This is a genomic window from Streptomyces sp. TRM68416 (assembly GCF_014596915.1).
Taxonomy (GTDB): Bacteria; Actinomycetota; Actinomycetes; order Streptomycetales; family Streptomycetaceae; genus Streptomyces.
Map to the genome: position 1 here is coordinate 13,546 of NZ_JACVWU010000005.1, position 19,518 is coordinate 33,063.

The following is a 19,518-nucleotide window of genomic DNA, read 5'->3' on the forward strand; positions in this document are numbered from 1 at the left end:
CGACATGGGACTCGAAGAAAAGCTGCCGAGCGGCTTCCTGCTGACCACCGTCGAGCAGGCCGCGGGCTGGGTGCGCAAGGCGTCCGTCTTCCCCGCCACCTTCGGCCTCGCGTGCTGCGCCATCGAGATGATGACCACCGGCGCCGGACGCTACGACCTGGCGCGCTTCGGCATGGAGGTCTTCCGCGGCTCCCCGCGGCAGGCGGACCTCATGATCGTCGCCGGCCGGGTGAGCCAGAAGATGGCGCCGGTGCTCCGGCAGGTCTACGACCAGATGCCGAACCCGAAATGGGTGATCTCCATGGGGGTCTGCGCCTCCTCGGGCGGCATGTTCAACAACTACGCGATCGTGCAGGGCGTCGACCACATCGTCCCGGTCGACATCTACCTCCCCGGCTGCCCGCCGCGGCCCGAGATGCTGGTGGACGCGATCCTCAAGCTCCACCAGAAGATCCAGTCCTCCAAGCTCGGCGTGAACGCGGAGGAAGCGGCCCGCGAGGCGGAGGAAGCGGCACTCAAGGCCCTGCCCACGATCGAAATGAAGGGGCTGCTGCGGTGAGCGACGCCAACGGCAACGAGGTCAATCCCGAAAAGGACCTCAGTGCCTCCAACCTCCCGGGCCAGCGCGGCCAGGGCGGCGAGGAGATCCGCGTCCAGCGCGGCATGTTCGGCGCCAACAACGGCGGCGACACCTCCGGTTACGGCGGCCTCGTCCGCTCGGTCCGGCTCCCGGGCCCGGCGAGCCGCCCCTACGGCGGCTGGTTCGACGAGGTCGCCGACGAGCTGGAGGGCGCACTGGAGGAACAGGGCCTCCTGCCCGACAACGCCATCGAGAAGACGGTCGTCGACCGCGACGAGCTCACGTTCCACATCGAACGCGAGCACCTGCTGCGCGTCGCCCGCACCCTGCGCGACGACCCCGCCCTGCGCTTCGAGCTCTGCACCGGAGTCAGCGGCGTCCACTACCCGCACGACAAGGGCCGCGAGCTGCACGCCGTCTACCACCTGCGCTCGATCACCCACAACCGGCTGATCCGCCTGGAGGTCAGCGCCCCCGACAGCGACCCCCGCATCCCGTCGCTGGTCGCGGTCTATCCCACCAACGACTGGCACGAGCGCGAGACCTACGACTTCTTCGGGATCGTCTTCGAGGGTCACCCGGCCCTGACGCGGATCATGATGCCGGACGACTGGCAGGGCCACCCCCAGCGCAAGGACTACGCCCTCGGCGGCATCCCCGTCGAGTACAAGGGCGCCCAGATCCCGGCTCCGGACCAGCGGAGGTCGTACTCATGAGCACTTCCCACGCTTCCCCCCGCGAGACCACCGAAGGCACCGTCTACACGGTCACCGGTGGCGACTGGGACGAGGTCGTCGAGTCCGCGGCCCGTGCCGACGACGAACGCATCGTCGTCAACATGGGCCCCCAGCACCCCTCCACCCACGGGGTGCTCCGCCTGATCCTGGAGATCGACGGCGAGACGGTCACCGAGGCCCGCTGCGGCATCGGCTACCTGCACACCGGCATCGAGAAGAACCTCGAGTTCCGCACGTGGACGCAGGGCACCACGTTCGTGACACGCATGGACTACCTGACGTCCTTCTTCAACGAGACCGGCTACTGCCTCGCCGTCGAGAAACTCCTCGGCATCGAGGACCAGATCCCCGACCGCGCCACCCTCATCCGCGTGCTCCTGATGGAGCTCAACCGGCTCTCCTCGCACCTGGTGTGCATCGCCACCGGCGGCATGGAACTCGGCGCCACCACGATCATGATCTACGGATTCCGTGATCGTGAAATGATTCTCGACATCTACGAGCTCATCACGGGCCTCCGGATGAACCACGCGTACATCCGCCCCGGCGGACTCGCGCAGGACCTGCCGCCCGGCGCGGTGGACCAGATCCGCGAGTTCGTGAAGAAGATGAAGAAGAACCTCCCGGAGTACGACAAGCTCGCCACCGGGAACCCCATCTTCAAGGCCCGTATGCAGGACATCGGCTACCTCGACCTGGCCGGCTGCATGGCTCTCGGCGCCACCGGCCCGGTCCTGCGCTCCACCGGCCTGCCGCACGACCTGCGCAAGGCACAGCCCTACTGCGGCTACGAGACCTTCGACTTCGAGGTCCCGACCGCCGACACCTGCGACTCCTACGGCCGCTTCCTGATCCGGCTGGAGGAGATGCGCCAGTCGCTCAGGATCGTCGAGCAGTGCCTGGACCGGCTCCAGCCCGGCCCGGTCATGGTCGCCGACAAGAAGATCGCCTGGCCCGCCCAGCTCGCGCTCGGTCCGGACGGCCTCGGCAACTCCCTCGACCACATCAAGAAGATCATGGGCACCTCCATGGAGGCCCTGATCCACCACTTCAAGCTGGTCACCGAGGGCTTCCGCGTCCCGCCGGGACAGGCGTACGCGGCCGTCGAGTCACCCAAGGGCGAACTCGGGGTGCATGCCGTCTCCGACGGAGGCACCCGCCCCTACCGGGTCCACTTCCGCGACCCGTCCTTCACCAACCTGCAGGCCATGGCGGCGATGTGCGAAGGCGGCCAGGTCGCCGACGTCATCGTCGCCGTCGCGTCCATCGACCCCGTGATGGGAGGCGTCGACCGGTGACCACCAGTTCTTCGGAGCAGGGCGTCAGCCTGGGCATGCCCCAACTGCCCGCGCCCGGCTACCCGGACGACGTTCGAACCCGACTGGAGCGGGACGCGCGCGAGGTCATCGCCCGCTACCCCGACTCCCGGTCGGCGCTCCTGCCACTGCTGCACCTCGTGCAGTCGGAGGAGGGCCATGTCACGCGCACCGGGATGCAGTTCTGCGCGGACATGCTGAACCTGACCACGGCCGAGGTGACCGCGGTCGCCACCTTCTACACCATGTACCGGCGCCGGCCGAGCGGTGACTACCAGGTCGGCGTGTGCACCAACACACTGTGCGCGGTAATGGGAGGCGACGCGATCTTCGAGGCGCTCCAGGAGCACCTGGGCGTCGGCAACGGCGAGACCACCGACGACGGCAAGGTCACCCTGGAGCACATCGAGTGCAACGCGGCCTGCGACTACGCGCCGGTCGTGATGGTCAACTGGGAGTTCTTCGACAACCAGACCGTCGAGAGCGCGAAGCGCATGGTGGACGACCTGCGCACCGGGCGCGAAGTGACGCCCACGCGCGGGGCGCGGCTGTGCACCTTCAAGGAGACGGCCAGGATCCTGGCGGGCTTTCCCGACGAGCGGGAAGGGGCCGTCGAGGCCGGCGGAAGCGCGGGACCCGCTTCGCTGGTCGGCCTCAAGCTGGCCAAGGGGGAGACCGCTCCCGCGCGGGTGGTTCACCCACGCGACGGCCGACCTCATGAGGAGCCGCAGGACAAGGCGGTGCACGAGCCGTCACCGACGGAGCACTTGAGCTCACACGACGCGCCGCAGGACACATCGGCCTCCGACCCGGCCCACCCGGCCGGACCCGTCGCCGAGGAGGGGGAGTGATGACCTTGGCACCCGAGCTGAAAGACACCAGCCCCGAGAAGCTGCTCGCACCCGTGCTGTCGGCCTTCTGGGACGAGGACAAGTCCTGGACGCTGGACGTCTACCGAAGGCACGAGGGATACGAGGGACTCCGCAAGGCGCTCGCCATGTCGCCGGACGACCTGATCGCGTACGTCAAGGACTCCGGTCTGCGCGGGCGCGGCGGCGCGGGATTCCCCACCGGAATGAAGTGGCAGTTCATTCCCCAGGGAGATGGAAAACCGCACTATCTAGTTGTCAACGCCGACGAATCGGAGCCCGGAACGTGCAAGGACATTCCGCTCCTCTTCGCGAACCCGCACAGCCTCATCGAGGGCATGATCATCGCGTGTTATGCCATCAGGTCTTCGCATGCCTTCATCTATCTGCGTGGTGAAGTCGTCCCCGTGCTGCGGCGGTTGCACTCGGCCGTGAGCGAGGCCTATGCGGCCGGCTACCTCGGCAAGAACATCCTCGGCAGTGGCCTCGACCTCGAACTCACCGTGCACGCGGGTGCGGGCGCGTACATCTGCGGTGAGGAGACCGCACTGCTCGACTCGCTCGAAGGCCGCCGTGGTCAACCGCGGCTCCGTCCCCCTTTCCCTGCCGTTGCGGGCCTCTATGCCTGCCCGACTGTGGTGAATAACGTCGAATCGATCGCATCGGTTCCCGCGATCCTCCACAAAGGAAAAGACTGGTTCAGGTCGATGGGCAGCGAGAAGTCCCCGGGCTTCACGCTCTACTCGCTCAGCGGCCACGTCGCCAGCCCCGGCCAGTACGAGGCCCCGCTCGGCATCACCCTGCGCCAGCTGCTGGAGATGAGCGGCGGCATGCGGCCGGGCCACCGGCTGAAGTTCTGGACGCCGGGCGGCTCCTCGACGCCGATGTTCACCGACGAGCACCTCGACGTGCCCCTCGACTACGAGGGCGTCGGCGCCGCCGGCTCCATGCTCGGCACCAAGGCGCTGCAGTGCTTCGACGAGACAACCTGCGTGGTGCGCGCCGTCACGCGCTGGACCGAGTTCTACGCCCACGAGTCCTGCGGCAAGTGCACGCCCTGCCGTGAAGGCACCTACTGGCTCGTGCAGTTGCTGCGCGACATCGAGGCCGGCAAGGGCGTGATGAGCGACCTCGACAAGCTGAACGACATCGCCGACAACATCAACGGCAAGTCGTTCTGCGCCCTCGGCGACGGCGCCGCATCGCCGATCTTCTCCTCGCTCAAGTACTTCCGCGAGGAGTACGAGCAGCACATCACGGGCCGCGGCTGCCCCTTCGACCCGGCCAAGTCGACGGCCTGGGCGGACAAGCACACGGAGGTGAACGCATGACAGTGACGACCAGCGCTCCCTCCGGAGGCGGGGAGGCGGCGGTCCCGCCGGAAGATCTCGTGTCGCTGACGATCGACGGCGCCGAGATCAGCGTGCCGAAGGGCACCCTGGTCATCCGGGCCGCCGAACAGCTCGGCATCGAGATCCCCCGGTTCTGCGACCATCCGGCACTCGACCCGGCCGGCGCCTGCCGCCAGTGCATCGTCGAGGTCGAGGGCCAGCGCAAGCCGATGGCCTCGTGCACCATCACCTGCACCGACGGGATGGTGGTGAAGACCCAGCTCAGCTCGCCGGTCGCGGAGAAGGCCCAGAAGGGTGTGATGGAGCTCCTGCTCATCAACCACCCGCTGGACTGCCCGGTCTGCGACAAGGGCGGCGAGTGCCCGCTGCAGAACCAGGCCATGTCGCACGGCAACGCCGAGTCCCGCTTCGAGGGCAGGAAGCGGACGTACGAGAAGCCGGTGCCGATCTCCACGCAGGTGCTGCTCGACCGCGAGCGGTGCGTGCTGTGCGCGCGCTGCACCCGCTTCTCCAACCAGATCGCCGGCGACCCGATGATCGAGCTGATCGAGCGGGGCGCCCTGCAGCAGGTCGGCACCGGTGAGGGCGACCCCTTCGAGTCGTACTTCTCCGGCAACACCATCCAGATCTGCCCGGTCGGCGCGCTCACCTCGGCGGCGTACCGCTTCCGCTCCCGCCCCTTCGACCTGGTCTCCTCGCACTCCGTGTGCGAGCACTGCTCCGGCGGCTGCGCGACGCGCACCGACCACCGGCGCGGCAAGGTCATGCGGCGCCTGGCCTCGCCCGACCCGGAGGTCAACGAGGAGTGGATCTGCGACAAGGGGCGGTTCGCGTTCCGGTACGCGCAGCAGCGGGACCGGATCGAGACGCCTCTGGTGCGCAACGCCGAGGGCGTCCTGGAACCGGCCTCCTGGCCGGAGGCGCTGCAGATCGCCGCCCAGGGGCTGCTCGCCTCGCGCGGCCGCACCGGCGTCCTGACCGGCGGCCGCCTCATCATCGAGGACGCCTACGCCTACAGCAAGTTCGCGCGCGTGGCGCTCGACACCAACGACATCGACTTCCGCGCGCGTGTGCACAGCAGCGAGGAGGCCGACTTCCTCGCCGCGCAGATCGCCGGACGCGGCCGCGACCTCGACGGTACGGGCGTGACGTACACCGCGCTGGAGAAGGCGCCCGCGGTGCTGCTGGTCGGGTTCGAGGCCGAGGAGGAGGCGCCCGGCGTCTTCCTGCGGCTGCGCAAGGCCTGGCGCAAGCACGGCCAGCAGGTCTTCTCCCTCGCCACCTACGCCACCCGCGGCCTGGAGAAGGCCGGCGGAACGCTGCTGCCCGCCGCTCCCGGCACCGAGACCGAGTGGCTGGACGCGCTCGCGAGCGGGGTCGGCCTGGAGGACGGCGGGGCGAAGGCCGCCGAGGCGCTGCGCGCCGAGGGCGCGGTGATCGTCGTGGGCGAGCGGCTGGCCGCTGTGGGCGGCGGGCTGACCGCCGCCGTACGCGCCGCGTCGGCGACCGGCGCCCACCTGGTGTGGATTCCGCGCCGGGCGGGGGAGCGCGGGGCCGTCGAGGCCGGTGCGCTTCCGTCGCTGCTGCCGGGCGGCCGTCCGGCCACCGACCCGCGCGCCCGTGAGGAGGTCGCCGCGGCCTGGGGCCTGGCCGACCTGCCGCACCGCTACGGCCGCGACACCAGCCAGATCGTGGAGGCCGCCGCCACCGGCGAACTCCAGGCCCTGCTGGTCGCCGGCGTGGAGATCGCCGACCTGCCCGATCCGGCACGCGCGCGTGAGGCGCTCGCCGAGGTCGGCTTCCTCGTCTCGCTGGAGCTGCGGCCCAGCGAGGTCAGCGAGCGCGCCGACGTGGTCCTTCCGGTGGCCGCCGTCGCCGAGAAGGCCGGCACCTTCCTCAACTGGGAGGGCAGGGTGCGCTTCTTCGAGGCCGCGCTCAAGCCCGACCAGATGACGCGCCGCCTGGCCCCGACCGACGGACGCGTCCTGCAGATGCTGGCCGACGCCATGGACGTACACCTGGGGCTGCCGGATCTGCGGACCACGCGTGCGGAGCTGGACCGGCTCGGTGCGTGGGACGGGCCGCGGGCCACCGAACCCCTGGAGACGGCCGCCCAGTTGCCGCGACCGGCCGCCGGTGAGGCCGTGCTGGCCGGACACCGGCTGCTGCTCGACCAGGGCAGGCTCCAGGAGGGCGACGAGGCGCTCGCGGGGACGCGGCACGCGGCACACGCGCGCGTGTCGGCAGCCACCGCCGCCGAGGCGGGCGTGAAGGACGGCGACGTCCTCGCGGTGACCGGCACCGCCGGGACGGTCGAACTTCCGCTCAAGGTCACCGAGATGCCCGACCGGGTGGTCTGGCTCCCGCTGAACTCCACCGGCCACGGCGTCGCCTCCGACACCGGGGCCCGGCCCGGCTCCCTCGTCCGCATCGGCCCGTCGACCTCCGCGGCCGAGGCCCCCAAGGAGGTGGAGGCATGAGCCCGTATCTCGCCGCTGAAGACCTCTCGATGTTCGGCCGCGACCCCTGGTGGCTGGTCGTCATCAAGGCGGTGTTCTGCTTCGCCTTCATGATGCTGACCGTGCTGATCTCCATCGTCATGGAGCGCAAGGTCGTCGGCTGGATGCAGCGCCGGGTCGGCCCCAACCGGCACGGCCCCTGGGGCATGCTCCAGTCGCTCGCCGACGGCGTGAAGCTGATGCTCAAGGAAGACATCATCGTCAAACGCGCGGACAAGGTGGTCTACGTCCTCGCGCCGATCATCGCCGCCATCCCGGCCTTCATGGCCATCGCGGTGATCCCCTTCGGTCCGGCGGGCAACGAGATCTCGATCTTCGGCCAGCGCACCACGATGCAGCTCACCGACCTGCCGGTCGCGATGCTCTACATCCTGGCCATCGGCTCGCTGGGGGTGTACGGCTTCGTCCTCGGTGGCTGGGCCTCCGGATCGACGTACCCGCTGCTCGGCGGTATCCGCTCGTGCGCCCAGATGATCTCGTACGAGATCGCCATGGGCGCGGCCTTCGCGTCGGTGTTCCTCTACTCCGGTTCGATGTCGACCTCGACGATCGTCGGAGCCCAGCAGGACCGCTGGTACGTCATCCTGCTGCCGGTCTCGTTCCTGATCTACATGGTGACGATGATCGGTGAGTCCAGCCGGGCCCCGTTCGACATGCCGGAGTCCGAGGGCGACCTGGTCGGCGGCTTCAACACCGAGTACAGCTCCATCAAGTTCGCCATCTTCATGCTCTGCGAGTACGTCCACATGATCACCGTGTCGATGATCGCGGTGACGCTGTTCCTCGGCGGCTGGCGGGCCCCCTGGCCCATCAGCACCTTCTGGGAGGGCGCGAACCACGGCTGGTGGCCGATGCTCTGGTTCGTCGTCAAGCTCCAAATGCTGATCTTCTTCTTCGTGTGGCTGCGCGGCACCCTCCCCCGGGTCCGCTACGACCAGCTGATGAAGCTCGGGTGGAAGGTGCTCCTCCCGATCGCCGTGGTGTGGCTGATGCTCGTCGCCACCGTGCGCGCCCTCCGCAACGAGGGCTACGACTTCGCCGACATCGCGCTCTACGTCGCCGGCGGTGTCTTCGTGCTCCTGCTGCTCTCCTTCGTCGCGGACATGATCCGAGGGAAGCCGAAGGAGGAGCCCGCTCCGAGCGCCGCATTCGACCCGACGGCGGGTGGATTCCCCGTACCGCCGCTGCCGGGACAGGAGTTGCCGCCGGTACCGCGGCGCCGTTCGCGCAGCGAGCGGGAGCTGATTGTCAGTGGCGCAGTGAATACTCAGAGTGACGACGGATCTCTGGATGGAAAGGAGGCGTCCGATGGCTGAGGAGCCCAAGGAGACCGGGCAGACAAAGCCTGGCTTCCAGAACCCCGTGGCCGGCTTCGGCGTGACCTTCAAGGCCATGTTCAAGAAGCGGCTGACCGAGCAGTACCCGGAAGAGCAGAAGACCACCGCTCCGCGCTTCCACGGACGGCACCAGCTCAACCGCCATCCGGACGGCCTGGAGAAGTGCGTCGGCTGCGAGCTGTGCGCCTGGGCCTGCCCCGCCGATGCGATCTACGTCGAGGGCGCGGACAACACCGACGAGGAGCGCTACTCGCCGGGCGAGCGGTACGGCAGGGTGTACCAGATCAACTACGCCCGCTGCATCCTGTGCGGACTGTGCATCGAGGCGTGCCCCACGCGCGCGTTGACCATGACGAACGAGTTCGAGCTCGCCGACTCCAGCCGCGCCAACCTCATCTACACCAAGGAGCAGCTGCTCGCCGGTCTTGAGGACGGCATGGTGGACTCCCCGCACGCGATGTACCCCGGGACGGACGAACAGGACTACTACCGGGGGCTGGTGACGGAGGCCGCGCCCGGCACCGAGCGGCAGGTGCCCCACACCAAGGGCGAGGTGGTGCAGGAGGCCGCCTCCACCTTCGGAGCGGACGAGCCGGCGTCGGAGAAGGTGATCGGCCGATGACCGCGCAACTGGCCGCCTACTCCACCTCCACCGGCGAGGCCTTCCAGTTCTGGGTCCTCGGCACGGTCGCGGTGATCGGCGCCCTGTGCACCGTCTTCATGAAGAAGGCCGTGCACAGCGCGCTCTGCCTGGCCGGCACCATGATCATCCTGGCGGTGTTCTACCTCGCCAACGGCGCCTACTTCCTGGGCGTCGTACAGATCGTCGTCTACACCGGCGCGATCATGATGCTGTTCCTCTTCGTGGTGATGCTCGTCGGCGTCACGGCGGCGGACTCGCTGAAGGAGACCATCAAGGGCCAGCGCTGGCTGGCCCTTCTGTGCGGCCTCGGCTTCGGCATCCTGCTGACCGCCGGCATCGGCAACGCCTCCCTCTCGGAGTTCAACGGCCTCGCGCAGGCCAACGCGGGCGGCAACGTGGAGGGCCTGGCGGCCCTCATCTTCACCAAGTACGTCTTCGCCTTCGAGATCACCGGCGCCCTGCTCATCACGGCCGCCGTCGGCGCCATGGTGCTCACCCACCGGGAGCGCACCGAGCGTGCCAAGACCCAGCGGGAGCTGGCCGAGCAGCGGGTGCGCGAGGGCAAGCACCTCCCGCCGCTGCCGGCGCCCGGTGTGTACGCCCGGCACAACGCCGTGGACATCGCCGGACTGCTGCCCGACGGCACCCCCTCGGAGCTCACCGTCAGCAAGACGCTGCGCGACCGCGGCCAGATCCGTGACGTGTCCACCGAGGCGCTCAACGACCTCAAGGCACTGGAGCAGCGCGCCGAGGACCGCCTGGAGCGCACGGACCACAGGAAGGCGGCGAAGTGAACCCCGTCAACTATCTCTATCTCGCCGCTCTGCTGTTCACCATCGGCGCCACCGGCGTGCTGATCCGGCGCAACGCGATCGTGGTGTTCATGTGCGTCGAGCTCATGCTCAACGCCTGCAACCTCTCGCTCGTCGCCTTCTCCCGGATGCACGGCAATCTCGACGGCCAGATCATCGCCTTCTTCACGATGGTCGTCGCCGCCGCGGAGGTCGTGGTCGGGCTCGCGATCATCGTGTCGCTGTTCCGTTCCCGCCACTCGGCCTCGGTCGACGACGCCAGCCTGATGAAGCTGTAAGGGGCGCTGGACCGTATGAATGCAGAGAACCTGATTGCGCTGCTCATCGCGGCGCCCCTGCTCGGAGCGGCGGTCCTGCTGTGCGGTGGCCGGCGCCTGGACGCCGTCGGCCACTGGATCGGCACGCTGCTCGCGGCCCTGTCCTTCGTGTTCGGCGTCATCCTCTTCACCGACCTGCTCGGCAAGGACGCCGAACACCGGACGCTGACACAGCACCTGTTCAGCTGGATCCCGGTGGAGGGCTTCCAGGCGGACGTCGCCTTCCGCCTCGACCAGCTGTCGATGACGTTCGTCCTGCTGATCACCGGTGTCGGCACGCTGATCCACCTGTACTCGGTCGGGTACATGGAGCACGACGAGCGCCGCCGCCGCTTCTTCGGCTATCTGAACCTGTTCCTCGCGGCGATGCTGCTGCTCGTCCTCGCCGACAACTACCTGCTGCTGTACGTCGGCTGGGAGGGCGTCGGCCTCGCCTCCTTCCTGCTCATCGGCTTCTGGCAGCACAAGCCCAGCGCCGCCACGGCCGCGAAGAAGGCGTTCCTGGTCAACCGCGTCGGCGACATGGGTCTGTCGATCGCCATCCTGATCATGTTCACCACCTTCGGGACCTTCGCCTTCGGCCCGGTGCTCGGCACCGGCGAAGAGGCCGGGCTCGTCGCCGACACCTCCGAGGGCAGGCTCACCGCCATCGCCCTGATGCTGCTGCTCGCCGCCTGCGGCAAGTCCGCCCAGGTGCCGCTGCAGTCCTGGCTCGGGGACGCGATGGAGGGCCCGACCCCGGTCTCGGCTCTTATCCACGCCGCCACGATGGTGACCGCGGGCGTCTACCTGATCGTCCGCTCCGGAGCGATCTTCAACGCCGCTCCCGACGCGCAGCTGGTCGTCACCATCGTCGGTGCCGTCACGCTCCTGTTCGGTGCGATCGTCGGTTGCGCGAAGGACGACATCAAGAAGGCGCTGGCCGGCTCGACCATGTCGCAGATCGGCTACATGGTGCTCGCCGCCGGCCTCGGCCCGATCGGCTACGTCTTCGCGATCATGCACCTGGTGACGCACGGCTTCTTCAAGGCCGGTCTGTTCCTCGGCGCCGGTTCGGTCATGCACGGCATGAACGACGAGGTCGACATGAGGAAGTACGGCGGCCTGCGCAAGTACATGCCGGTCACCTTCGTCACCTTCGGGCTCGGCTACCTCGCCATCATCGGCTTCCCGGGTCTGTCCGGCTTCTTCTCCAAGGACAAGATCATCGAGGCGGCGTTCGCCAAGGGCGGCACCGAGGGCTGGATCCTCGGCGGCTGCGCCCTGCTCGGCGCGGCCATCACCGCGTACTACATGACGCGTGTGATGCTGCTGACGTTCTTCGGAGAGGAGCGCTGGCGGAACCGGCCCACGGCCTCCCCGGCCGGGCCGAGCGCGGAGCCGGCCGCCGAGCACCGCGGCGAGCACGCCGAACCGCACCCGCACGAGTCGCCCCGCTCCATGACGATCCCGATGATCCTGCTGGCCTTCGGATCGGTCTTCGCCGGCGGCCTGTTCAGTGTCGGCGACCGCTTCCTGCACTGGCTGGAGCCCATCACTGGACACGACCACGGCGATGCGCCGCTCAGCGCGGCCGCGGTCACCTCGTGCACGGTGGCCGTGATGGTCATCGGCGTCACCGTCGCGTACCTCCAGTACGGCCGCAGGCCGGTCCCGGTCGTCGCCCCGCGCGGCTCGCTGCTCACCCGGGCCGCCCGGCGCGACCTGCTCCAGGACGACTTCAACCACGTCGTCCTCGTCCGCGGCGGCGAGCACCTCACGCGGTCCCTGGTCTACGTCGACCACACGCTGGTCGACGGCGTCGTCAACGGCACGGCGGCCTCGGTCGGCGGCCTGTCCGGACGGCTGCGCCGACTGCAGAACGGCTTCGCGCGGTCGTACGCGGTCTCGATGTTCGGCGGTGCGGCGGTCCTCGTCGCCGCGACCCTGCTGATGAGGGCGGTCTGATACCGATGTCCTTTCCCCTGCTGACAGCGACGGCGGCGCTCCCCGCGATCGGAGCGGTGGCCACGGCCGCCGTGCCGGCCGCGCAGCGCACCGCCGCCAAGTGGCTGGCGCTGCTCTTCTCGCTCGGCACGCTCGCGCTCGCCGTCACCGTCCTGGTCCGCTTCGACCCGGACGGCGACCGCTACCAGCTCACCGAGTCCCACTCCTGGATCAAGGAGTTCGGGGTCCGGTACGAACTGGGCGTGGACGGCATCGGGGTGGCGCTCATCGCGCTCACCGCCGTCCTCATCCCCTTCATCATCCTGGCCGGCTGGCACGACGCCGACCCGCTGGAGACCGGAAGCCGCCGCTGGCGGCCGACGCAGGGCTTCTTCGCCCTGATCCTGGCCGTCGAGGCGATGGTGATCATCTCCTTCGAGGCCACCGACGTCTTCCTCTTCTACATCTTCTTCGAAGCCATGCTCATCCCGATGTACTTCCTCATCGGAGGCTTCGGGGACCGTGCCCACGAGCACGGCGAGAAGGTGGCGGCGACACAACGCTCGTACGCGGCCGTGAAGTTCCTCCTGTACAACCTGGCCGGCGGTCTGATCATGCTGGCCGCGGTGATCGGCCTGTACGTGGTCGCCGGGAACTTCTCGCTCACCGAGATCGCCGAGGCCCGGGCCAACGGTTCCCTGGACATGGCGACCAGCACCGAACGGTGGCTGTTCCTGGGCTTCTTCTTCGCCTTCGCGGTGAAGGCCCCGCTGTGGCCGCTGCACACCTGGCTGCCCAACGCGATGGGGGAGGCCACCGCCCCGGTCGCCGTCCTCATCACCGCGGTCGTCGACAAGGTGGGCACCTTCGCGATGCTCCGCTTCTGCCTCCAGCTGTTCCCGGAGGCGTCGAAGTGGGCGACGCCCGCGATCCTCGTCCTGGCGTTGATCAGCATCATCTACGGCGCTCTGCTCGCCGTGGGCCAGCGCGACATCAAGCGGCTGGTCGCCTACGCGTCGATCTCGCACTTCGGCTTCATCATCATGGGCATCTTCGCGATGACCAGCCAGGGCCAGTCCGGCGCGACGCTCTACATGGTCAACCACGGCATCTCGACGGCGGCGTTGATGCTGGTGGCCGGCTTCCTGATCTCGCGGCGCGGCTCGCGGCTCATCGCCGACTACGGCGGAGTGCAGAAGGTCGCTCCGGTACTCGCCGGCACCTTCCTGATCGGCGGCCTGGCGACCCTGTCGCTGCCCGGACTCGCACCGTTCGTCAGCGAGTTCCTGGTCCTGGTCGGCACATTCGCCGCGTACCCGGTGGTCGGCATCATCGCCACCTTCGGCATCGTGCTCGCCGCGCTCTACACCCTGGTGCTCTACCAGCGCACGATGACCGGGCCGGTGAAGCCGGAGGTCTCCGCCATGCCGGATCTCAGGGTACGTGAACTCGCCGTCGTCACCCCGCTGATCGTGCTGCTGATCTTCCTGGGCGTCTACCCGAAGCCCGTCACGGACATCGTCAACCCGGCGGTCGAGCAGACCATGTCCGACGTACAGAAGAAGGACCCCCAGCCCGAGGTGGAGGCGGCCAAGTGAGCGCATCAGCCGTCCACAGCCTGTGGACAACCGCGGCCGACCCGATCTCGAAGATCGACGCGCCGAAGATCGAATACGGGCAATTGTCGCCCATGCTGATCGTCGTCGGTGCGGCGGTCCTCGGAGTGCTCATCGAGGCGCTCGTGCCGCGCAAGTCCCGTTACTACGCCCAGGTGTTCCTCTCCGCCGTCGCGCTCATCGCGGCCTTCGCCGCGGTCGTGGCGCTCGCGGTGGACGGGTACGGCACCACGAAGGCGGGCATCGCGGCGATGGGCGCCATCGCCGTCGACGGGCCGGCGCTCTTCCTGCAGGGCACGATCCTGCTGGCCGGACTGGTCGGCCTGTTCACCTTCGCCGAGCGGCGGCTGGATCCGGAAGCGCACGGCAACCGGGTGGACTCCTTCGTCGCCCAGGCCGGGGCCGTGCCGGGCAGCGACGGCGAGAAGGCCGCTGTCAAGGCCGGGTTCACCACGACCGAGGTGTTCCCGCTGCTGCTCTTCGCCGTCGCGGGCATGCTGGTCTTCCCGGCGGCCAACGACCTGCTGACGCTGTTCATCGCGCTGGAGGTCTTCTCGCTGCCGCTGTACCTGATGTGCGCCCTCGCCCGCCGCAAGCGGCTGATGTCGCAGGAAGCGGCCGTGAAGTACTTCCTGCTCGGGGCGTTCGCCTCCGCGTTCACCCTGTTCGGCATCGCGCTGCTGTACGGCTACGCGGGCTCCGTGTCGTACGCGACGATCGCGCAGGTCGTCGACGGCACGATCACCACCGTCGACCCGGCCCTCGCGGACACCATGGGCAACGACGCGCTGCTGCTCATCGGCGCCGCCATGATCGTCGCGGGTCTGCTGTTCAAGGTGGGCGCGGTGCCGTTCCACATGTGGACGCCCGATGTGTACCAGGGCGCGCCCACCCCGTTGACCGGCTTCATGGCCGCGGCGACGAAGGTGGCCGCCTTCGGGGCGCTGCTGCGCATCCTCTACGTCGTGCTGCCCGGCCTGCGCTGGGACTGGCGGCCGGTCATGTGGGGCGTCGCGATCGTCACCATGCTGGGCGGCGCGATCGTCGCGATCACCCAGACCGACATCAAGCGGCTGCTGGCGTACTCGTCGATCGCCCACGCGGGCTTCATCCTCGCGGGCGTCATCGCCACCACACCGGACGGCATCTCGTCGGTCCTCTTCTACCTGGGCGCCTACTCGTTCGTGACGATCGGGGCGTTCGCGGTGGTGACCCTGGTGCGCGACGCCGGCGGCGAGGCGACGCACCTGTCCAAGTGGGCCGGTCTCGGCCGCCGTTCGCCGCTCGTGGCGGCCGTGTTCGCGGTGTTCCTGCTGGCCTTCGCGGGCATTCCGCTGACCTCCGGCTTCGCCGGGAAGTTCGCCGTGTTCAAGGCGGCGGCGGAGGGCGGCGCGGCCCCGCTGGTCGTGGTCGGTGTGATCTCGTCGGCCATCGCGGCGTTCTTCTACATCCGCGTCATCGTGCTGATGTTCTTCAGCGAGCCGCGGCCCGAGGGGCCGACCGTCGCCGTCCCGTCGCCGCTGACGATGACGGCGATCGGGGTGGGCGTGGCGGTCACGCTGGTGCTCGGCGTGGCGCCGCAGTACTTCCTGGACCTGGCCGGCCAGGCGGGAGTGTTCGTGCGCTGACCTGCGGTGTGTGAGCGGTGGGCCCCGGTTCCCTTCAGGGAGCCGGGGCCTGTCGCGTCCGTCAGGGGGCCGGGTTCGCCGGGCACGTGACTGCGGGATGCGTGGGGTTGAACAGACCGCTGCTTGCCGACGCCGTCCTCGGCCTGCACGATCCACTCCACGGCGATGAGCGTGCGTCCGGTCGGACCGTTCTCGTAGAGGACGGCGGCAGGCTTCCTGGGGTCGGTCCTCCCGACGTTCGCTTCCTTGACGCAGTGGTAGCCCGTGCCGGACACGCACGGCGTGGGCCGGAAGCCGTTGCCGACGGCGAACGGCTCGTGCCCGTACGGCGCCGTCGCCGCGTACGCCTTGGCCAGTTCCGTCCAGACGAGAACAGGTCGGGGTCGGGCGCGGCCTGCGCGGGTAGAGCCTGTCCCGGCCGGAAGAGCCTGTCCCGGCCGGTGGGGCCCTGCCGGATGACGACGGCCATTCGAATGACTACCGAACGTCACGAGGCAGCCTGTGGATAACTCCGGCGCTGTCGGTGCGGACGCCTATCGTGGACGCAGTGGTCGAGGAGCGACGGACGGGGGCACGGCGATGGGCGGGACGGGCGGGATCGGTGCAATGACAGCGGTAGCCGACAGCGAGGCGTTGGCCACGCTCCACAGGGTCTTCGGGTACGAGGCCTTCCGCGGCGAGCAGGCGGCGGTCATCGAGCATGTGGTGGCCGGCGGCGACGCCGTCGTACTCATGCCGACCGGCGGTGGCAAGTCGCTGTGCTACCAGATTCCGTCCCTGGTCAGACCCGGTACGGGCATCGTCGTCTCGCCGCTCATCGCGCTCATGCAGGACCAGGTGGACGCACTGCGGGCGCTCGGCGTGCGTGCCGGGTTCATCAACTCCACGCAGGACTTCGACGAGCGCCGGGTGGTGGAGGCCGAGTTCCTGGCGGGCGAGCTGGACCTGCTGTACCTCGCTCCTGAGCGGCTGCGCGTGGAGGCCACGCTCGATCTGCTCTCCCGCGGCAAGATCGCGGTGTTCGCGATCGACGAGGCGCACTGTGTGTCCCAGTGGGGACACGACTTCCGCCCCGACTACCTGGCCCTCTCCCTGCTCGGCGAGCGCTGGCCGGACGTCCCGAGGGTCGCACTGACCGCCACGGCCACCCGCGCCACGCACCAGGAGATCACCCAGCGGCTGAACATGCCGACGGCCCGGCACTTCGTGGCCAGCTTCGACCGGCCCAACATCCAGTACCGGATCGTGCCCAAGGCCGACCCCAAGAAGCAGTTGCTGAGCTTCCTGCGCGAGGAGCACGCCGGGGACGCGGGCATCGTCTACTGCCTCTCGCGCAACTCGGTGGAGAAGACGGCGGAGTTCCTGAGCCGCAACGGCGTCGAGGCGGTGCCGTACCACGCCGGACTGGACGCGGGCACCCGCGCGGCGCACCAGTCGCGCTTCCTGCGCGAGGACGGGCTGGTCGTGGTGGCGACCATCGCCTTCGGCATGGGCATCGACAAGCCGGACGTGCGGTTCGTGGCCCACCTGGACCTGCCCAAGTCGGTGGAGGGCTACTACCAGGAGACGGGCCGGGCGGGACGCGACGGACTGCCGTCGACGGCCTGGATGGCGTACGGCCTGAACGACGTCATACAGCAGCGCAAGCTGATCCAGTCGGGCGAGGGCGACGAGGCGTTCCAGCGCCGGGCGGCCGCCCATCTGGACTCGATGCTCGCCCTGTGCGAGACGGCGCAGTGCCGACGCGGGCAACTGCTCGCCTACTTCGGCCAGGAGCCGGACCCCGCGGGCTGCGGCAACTGCGACACCTGCCTCACCCCGCCCGAGACCTGGGACGGCACCATCGCGGCGCAGAAGGTGCTGTCGACGGTGGTACGGCTGCAGCGGGAGCGGGGGCAGAAGTTCGGCGCGGTGCAGATCGTGGACATCCTGCTGGGCAAGCGCACTGCCAAGGTGATCCAGTTCGACCACGACCAGCTGTCCGTCTTCGGCATCGGCGAGGAGCTGAGCGAGGGCGAATGGCGGGGCGTCGTCCGGCAGTTGCTGGCCCAGGGGCTCCTCGCGGTGGAGGGGGAGTACGGCACGCTCGTGCTGACCGAGGCCAGCGGGGAAGTGCTGCGGCGGGAGCGGGAGGTGCCGCTGCGCAAGGAGCCGAAGAAGCCCGCGTCCGCCCGCTCGGCGTCGGGGTCCTCCGGCAAGGGCGAGCGCAAGGCGAAGGCCGCGGTGGCCGAGCTGCCCCAGGAGCTGGTGCCGGCCTTCGAGGCGCTGCGGTCCTGGCGGGCGGAGCAGGCGCGGGAGCAGGGTGTCCCGGCGTACGTGATCTTCCATGATGCGACGCTTCGGGAGATCGCGACGGTGTGGCCGACGTCCGTGGAGCAGCTGGCCGGGGTGAGCGGGGTCGGCGAGAAGAAACTGGCGACGTACGGGGAGGGCGTGATCGGGGTGCTGGCCTCCTTGGGGTCGGCGGAGCCCAAGGCGGGGGAGGACGAGCCCGCGGGGGAGGAGTGGCCGGAGATGAGCGAGGAGCCGGACTGGAGCTGAAGGCGTCCAGGCTGAGCGGGCGGGGCAGCGCCTCGAAAGGGCGCCGGAAACCGCGCGCCCGGCCCTCACCCAGCCGCAACCGAAGAACGCCCGGCCTGCGAGCGCCCCTATGTCAGTGCGGTCAGCCCCGGCCCGAAAACGATCAGCAGGGGCAGCAGCGGCACCAGGGCCGCCGTCGCCGTGGCCAGTGCCCGGTGCCGGCGGTGCAGCCTCGGCCGGGGTTCCAGCAGCCGGTTCACGCGCTCGCCCAGCAGCCGGTGGCTGGACGCGCAGGACAGCACGCCCCGGTGCTGGTTGAGCTCGATCAGGGCCAGCGCGGTGGTCAGGTGGCCGCACCGGCGGGACGCCGTGTCATCGGCGGCCAGTTCGACCAGGCGGTGGGTCTGGTCGCAGAAGTGGGCGAAGAGCGGGATACGGGGGAAGCCGGTGGCAAGGGCAGTGGAGAGGTGCAGCAGCCAGTCGTGGCGGGCCCGTGCATGGCCGCGCTCGTGGGTGAGGACGGCGTCGAGCTGGTGGCCGGTCAGGCGGTGCAGGGCGCCCGTGGTGACGATCAGCTGGGCCGGGCTCCCGGGCATCCACCAGGCGTCGGGGTACTCGTCCTCCAGCACCAGCAGCGGGCCGCGCGCGGCCGGCAGACCGGCGGGCAGGTCGGGCGCGCGCTCGCGCAGATGGGCCCTGGCCCGGCCGCGGCTGCGGCGCGCCTCGACCAGCTCGCGGGCCAGCATCGCGGTCGTCCAGGCGGCACCGCAGGCCAGCAGCAGGGTGAGCCCGGCGGCCCAGGCCGGTGCCGCGGAGAGGTCGTACGCCGCGGTCACGGCCGGCGGCGCAGGGGCGAAGACGTGGTCGCGGACCGTGTGGAAGACGGCGGCCGCGCCCAGGACGAGCGCGGCCAGACAGCACAGCAGGACCGTGGCTACCAGGCACTGCCACACCCACAGCGCCACCACGGGCTCCCGCTCGGGCCACGCGGCCCGCGTCAGGGAACGGGGGACCGGCAGCGCGGCCGTCAGGGCGACGACGCTCAGCAGGAGCAGGCAGACGGTCATGCCACAGGGCTCCGGATCATGGTCGGAGAAGGGTCGGCTGCGGGGCGGGCTGTGCGCGGCCGGTGCGGGGCGCGTGCCGCGCGCAGTGCCCGCCGCCAAGTATGACGGTGGCGGGCGGAGCACGGCAGGGGCCGGCGAGCGGCGAAGACCGTCCGGAGCGTGATCGTCCCCTGCGCGTGCCGGTCTGCGTGAGGAGGGAGCGGTCACCCGCGTGCGTCGAAGGCGGGCGTCAACTCACCTGCGGGCAAAGGCGATTCGGTGCCGAAGCGGGTGTGCCAC

15 protein-coding genes are annotated in these 19,518 nt (G+C 69.7%); 14 read left to right on the forward strand and 1 reads right to left on the reverse strand.

What is annotated here, in order from left to right:
- Window positions 1-4: 4 nt before the first annotated feature.
- The 14 genes from ICC28_RS09800 (at window position 5) to recQ (ending at window position 18,193) form a co-directional block, all read left to right on the forward strand.
- Window positions 5-559: a NuoB/complex I 20 kDa subunit family protein gene (locus ICC28_RS09800; protein ID WP_030758424.1), complete on the forward strand. Its 555-nt coding sequence runs from the start codon at window positions 5-7 to the stop codon at window positions 557-559.
- On the forward strand, window positions 556-1,296 hold the full coding sequence (locus ICC28_RS09805) for an NADH-quinone oxidoreductase subunit C (protein WP_188288085.1): 741 nt from the start codon (window positions 556-558) through the stop codon (window positions 1,294-1,296). Before ICC28_RS09800 ends, ICC28_RS09805 begins: the two co-directional genes overlap by 4 nt.
- Window positions 1,293-2,615, forward strand: a complete 1,323-nt coding sequence (locus ICC28_RS09810; RefSeq protein WP_188288086.1) for an NADH-quinone oxidoreductase subunit D — start codon at window positions 1,293-1,295, stop codon at window positions 2,613-2,615. Before ICC28_RS09805 ends, ICC28_RS09810 begins: the two co-directional genes overlap by 4 nt.
- Window positions 2,612-3,484: an NADH-quinone oxidoreductase subunit NuoE gene (gene nuoE, locus ICC28_RS09815; RefSeq protein ID WP_188288087.1), complete on the forward strand. Its 873-nt coding sequence runs from the start codon at window positions 2,612-2,614 to the stop codon at window positions 3,482-3,484. Before ICC28_RS09810 ends, nuoE begins: the two co-directional genes overlap by 4 nt.
- Complete coding sequence (gene nuoF, locus ICC28_RS09820; protein ID WP_188288088.1) at window positions 3,484-4,833, forward strand: NADH-quinone oxidoreductase subunit NuoF; 1,350 nt, start codon at window positions 3,484-3,486, stop codon at window positions 4,831-4,833. The genes nuoE and nuoF overlap by 1 nt, the downstream gene beginning before the upstream one ends.
- Window positions 4,830-7,334: an NADH-quinone oxidoreductase subunit G gene (locus tag ICC28_RS09825; protein ID WP_188288089.1), complete on the forward strand. Its 2,505-nt coding sequence runs from the start codon at window positions 4,830-4,832 to the stop codon at window positions 7,332-7,334. The genes nuoF and ICC28_RS09825 overlap by 4 nt, the downstream gene beginning before the upstream one ends.
- The gene (gene nuoH / locus ICC28_RS09830) at window positions 7,331-8,689 is read left to right on the forward strand and encodes an NADH-quinone oxidoreductase subunit NuoH (protein WP_188288090.1); all 1,359 of its coding nucleotides are present in this window, start codon (window positions 7,331-7,333) and stop codon (window positions 8,687-8,689) included. The genes ICC28_RS09825 and nuoH overlap by 4 nt, the downstream gene beginning before the upstream one ends.
- The gene (gene nuoI / locus ICC28_RS09835) at window positions 8,682-9,332 is read left to right on the forward strand and encodes an NADH-quinone oxidoreductase subunit NuoI (protein ID WP_188288091.1); all 651 of its coding nucleotides are present in this window, start codon (window positions 8,682-8,684) and stop codon (window positions 9,330-9,332) included. The genes nuoH and nuoI overlap by 8 nt, the downstream gene beginning before the upstream one ends.
- Entirely contained in the window at window positions 9,329-10,147 is an 819-nt protein-coding gene (locus ICC28_RS09840) for an NADH-quinone oxidoreductase subunit J (protein WP_188288092.1), read from the forward strand. Before nuoI ends, ICC28_RS09840 begins: the two co-directional genes overlap by 4 nt.
- Window positions 10,144-10,443: an NADH-quinone oxidoreductase subunit NuoK gene (nuoK, locus tag ICC28_RS09845; protein WP_188288093.1), complete on the forward strand. Its 300-nt coding sequence runs from the start codon at window positions 10,144-10,146 to the stop codon at window positions 10,441-10,443. The genes ICC28_RS09840 and nuoK overlap by 4 nt, the downstream gene beginning before the upstream one ends.
- 15 nt (window positions 10,444-10,458) lie before the next feature.
- Window positions 10,459-12,429, forward strand: a complete 1,971-nt coding sequence (nuoL, locus tag ICC28_RS09850) for an NADH-quinone oxidoreductase subunit L (RefSeq protein ID WP_188288094.1) — start codon at window positions 10,459-10,461, stop codon at window positions 12,427-12,429.
- A 5-nt stretch (window positions 12,430-12,434) separates the two neighbouring features.
- Complete coding sequence (locus ICC28_RS09855) at window positions 12,435-14,006, forward strand: NADH-quinone oxidoreductase subunit M (protein WP_188288095.1); 1,572 nt, start codon at window positions 12,435-12,437, stop codon at window positions 14,004-14,006.
- The gene (gene nuoN, locus ICC28_RS09860; RefSeq protein ID WP_188288096.1) at window positions 14,003-15,652 is read left to right on the forward strand and encodes an NADH-quinone oxidoreductase subunit NuoN; all 1,650 of its coding nucleotides are present in this window, start codon (window positions 14,003-14,005) and stop codon (window positions 15,650-15,652) included. The genes ICC28_RS09855 and nuoN overlap by 4 nt, the downstream gene beginning before the upstream one ends.
- Before the next feature lie 579 nt (window positions 15,653-16,231).
- Window positions 16,232-18,193, forward strand: a complete 1,962-nt coding sequence (gene recQ / locus ICC28_RS09865; protein ID WP_188288097.1) for a DNA helicase RecQ — start codon at window positions 16,232-16,234, stop codon at window positions 18,191-18,193.
- A 107-nt stretch (window positions 18,194-18,300) separates the two neighbouring features.
- Here recQ and ICC28_RS09870 read toward each other — a convergent pair whose 3' ends face one another.
- Window positions 18,301-19,239: a M56 family metallopeptidase gene (locus tag ICC28_RS09870; RefSeq protein WP_188288098.1), complete on the reverse strand. Its 939-nt coding sequence runs from the start codon at window positions 19,237-19,239 to the stop codon at window positions 18,301-18,303.
- Window positions 19,240-19,518 lie beyond the last annotated feature (279 nt).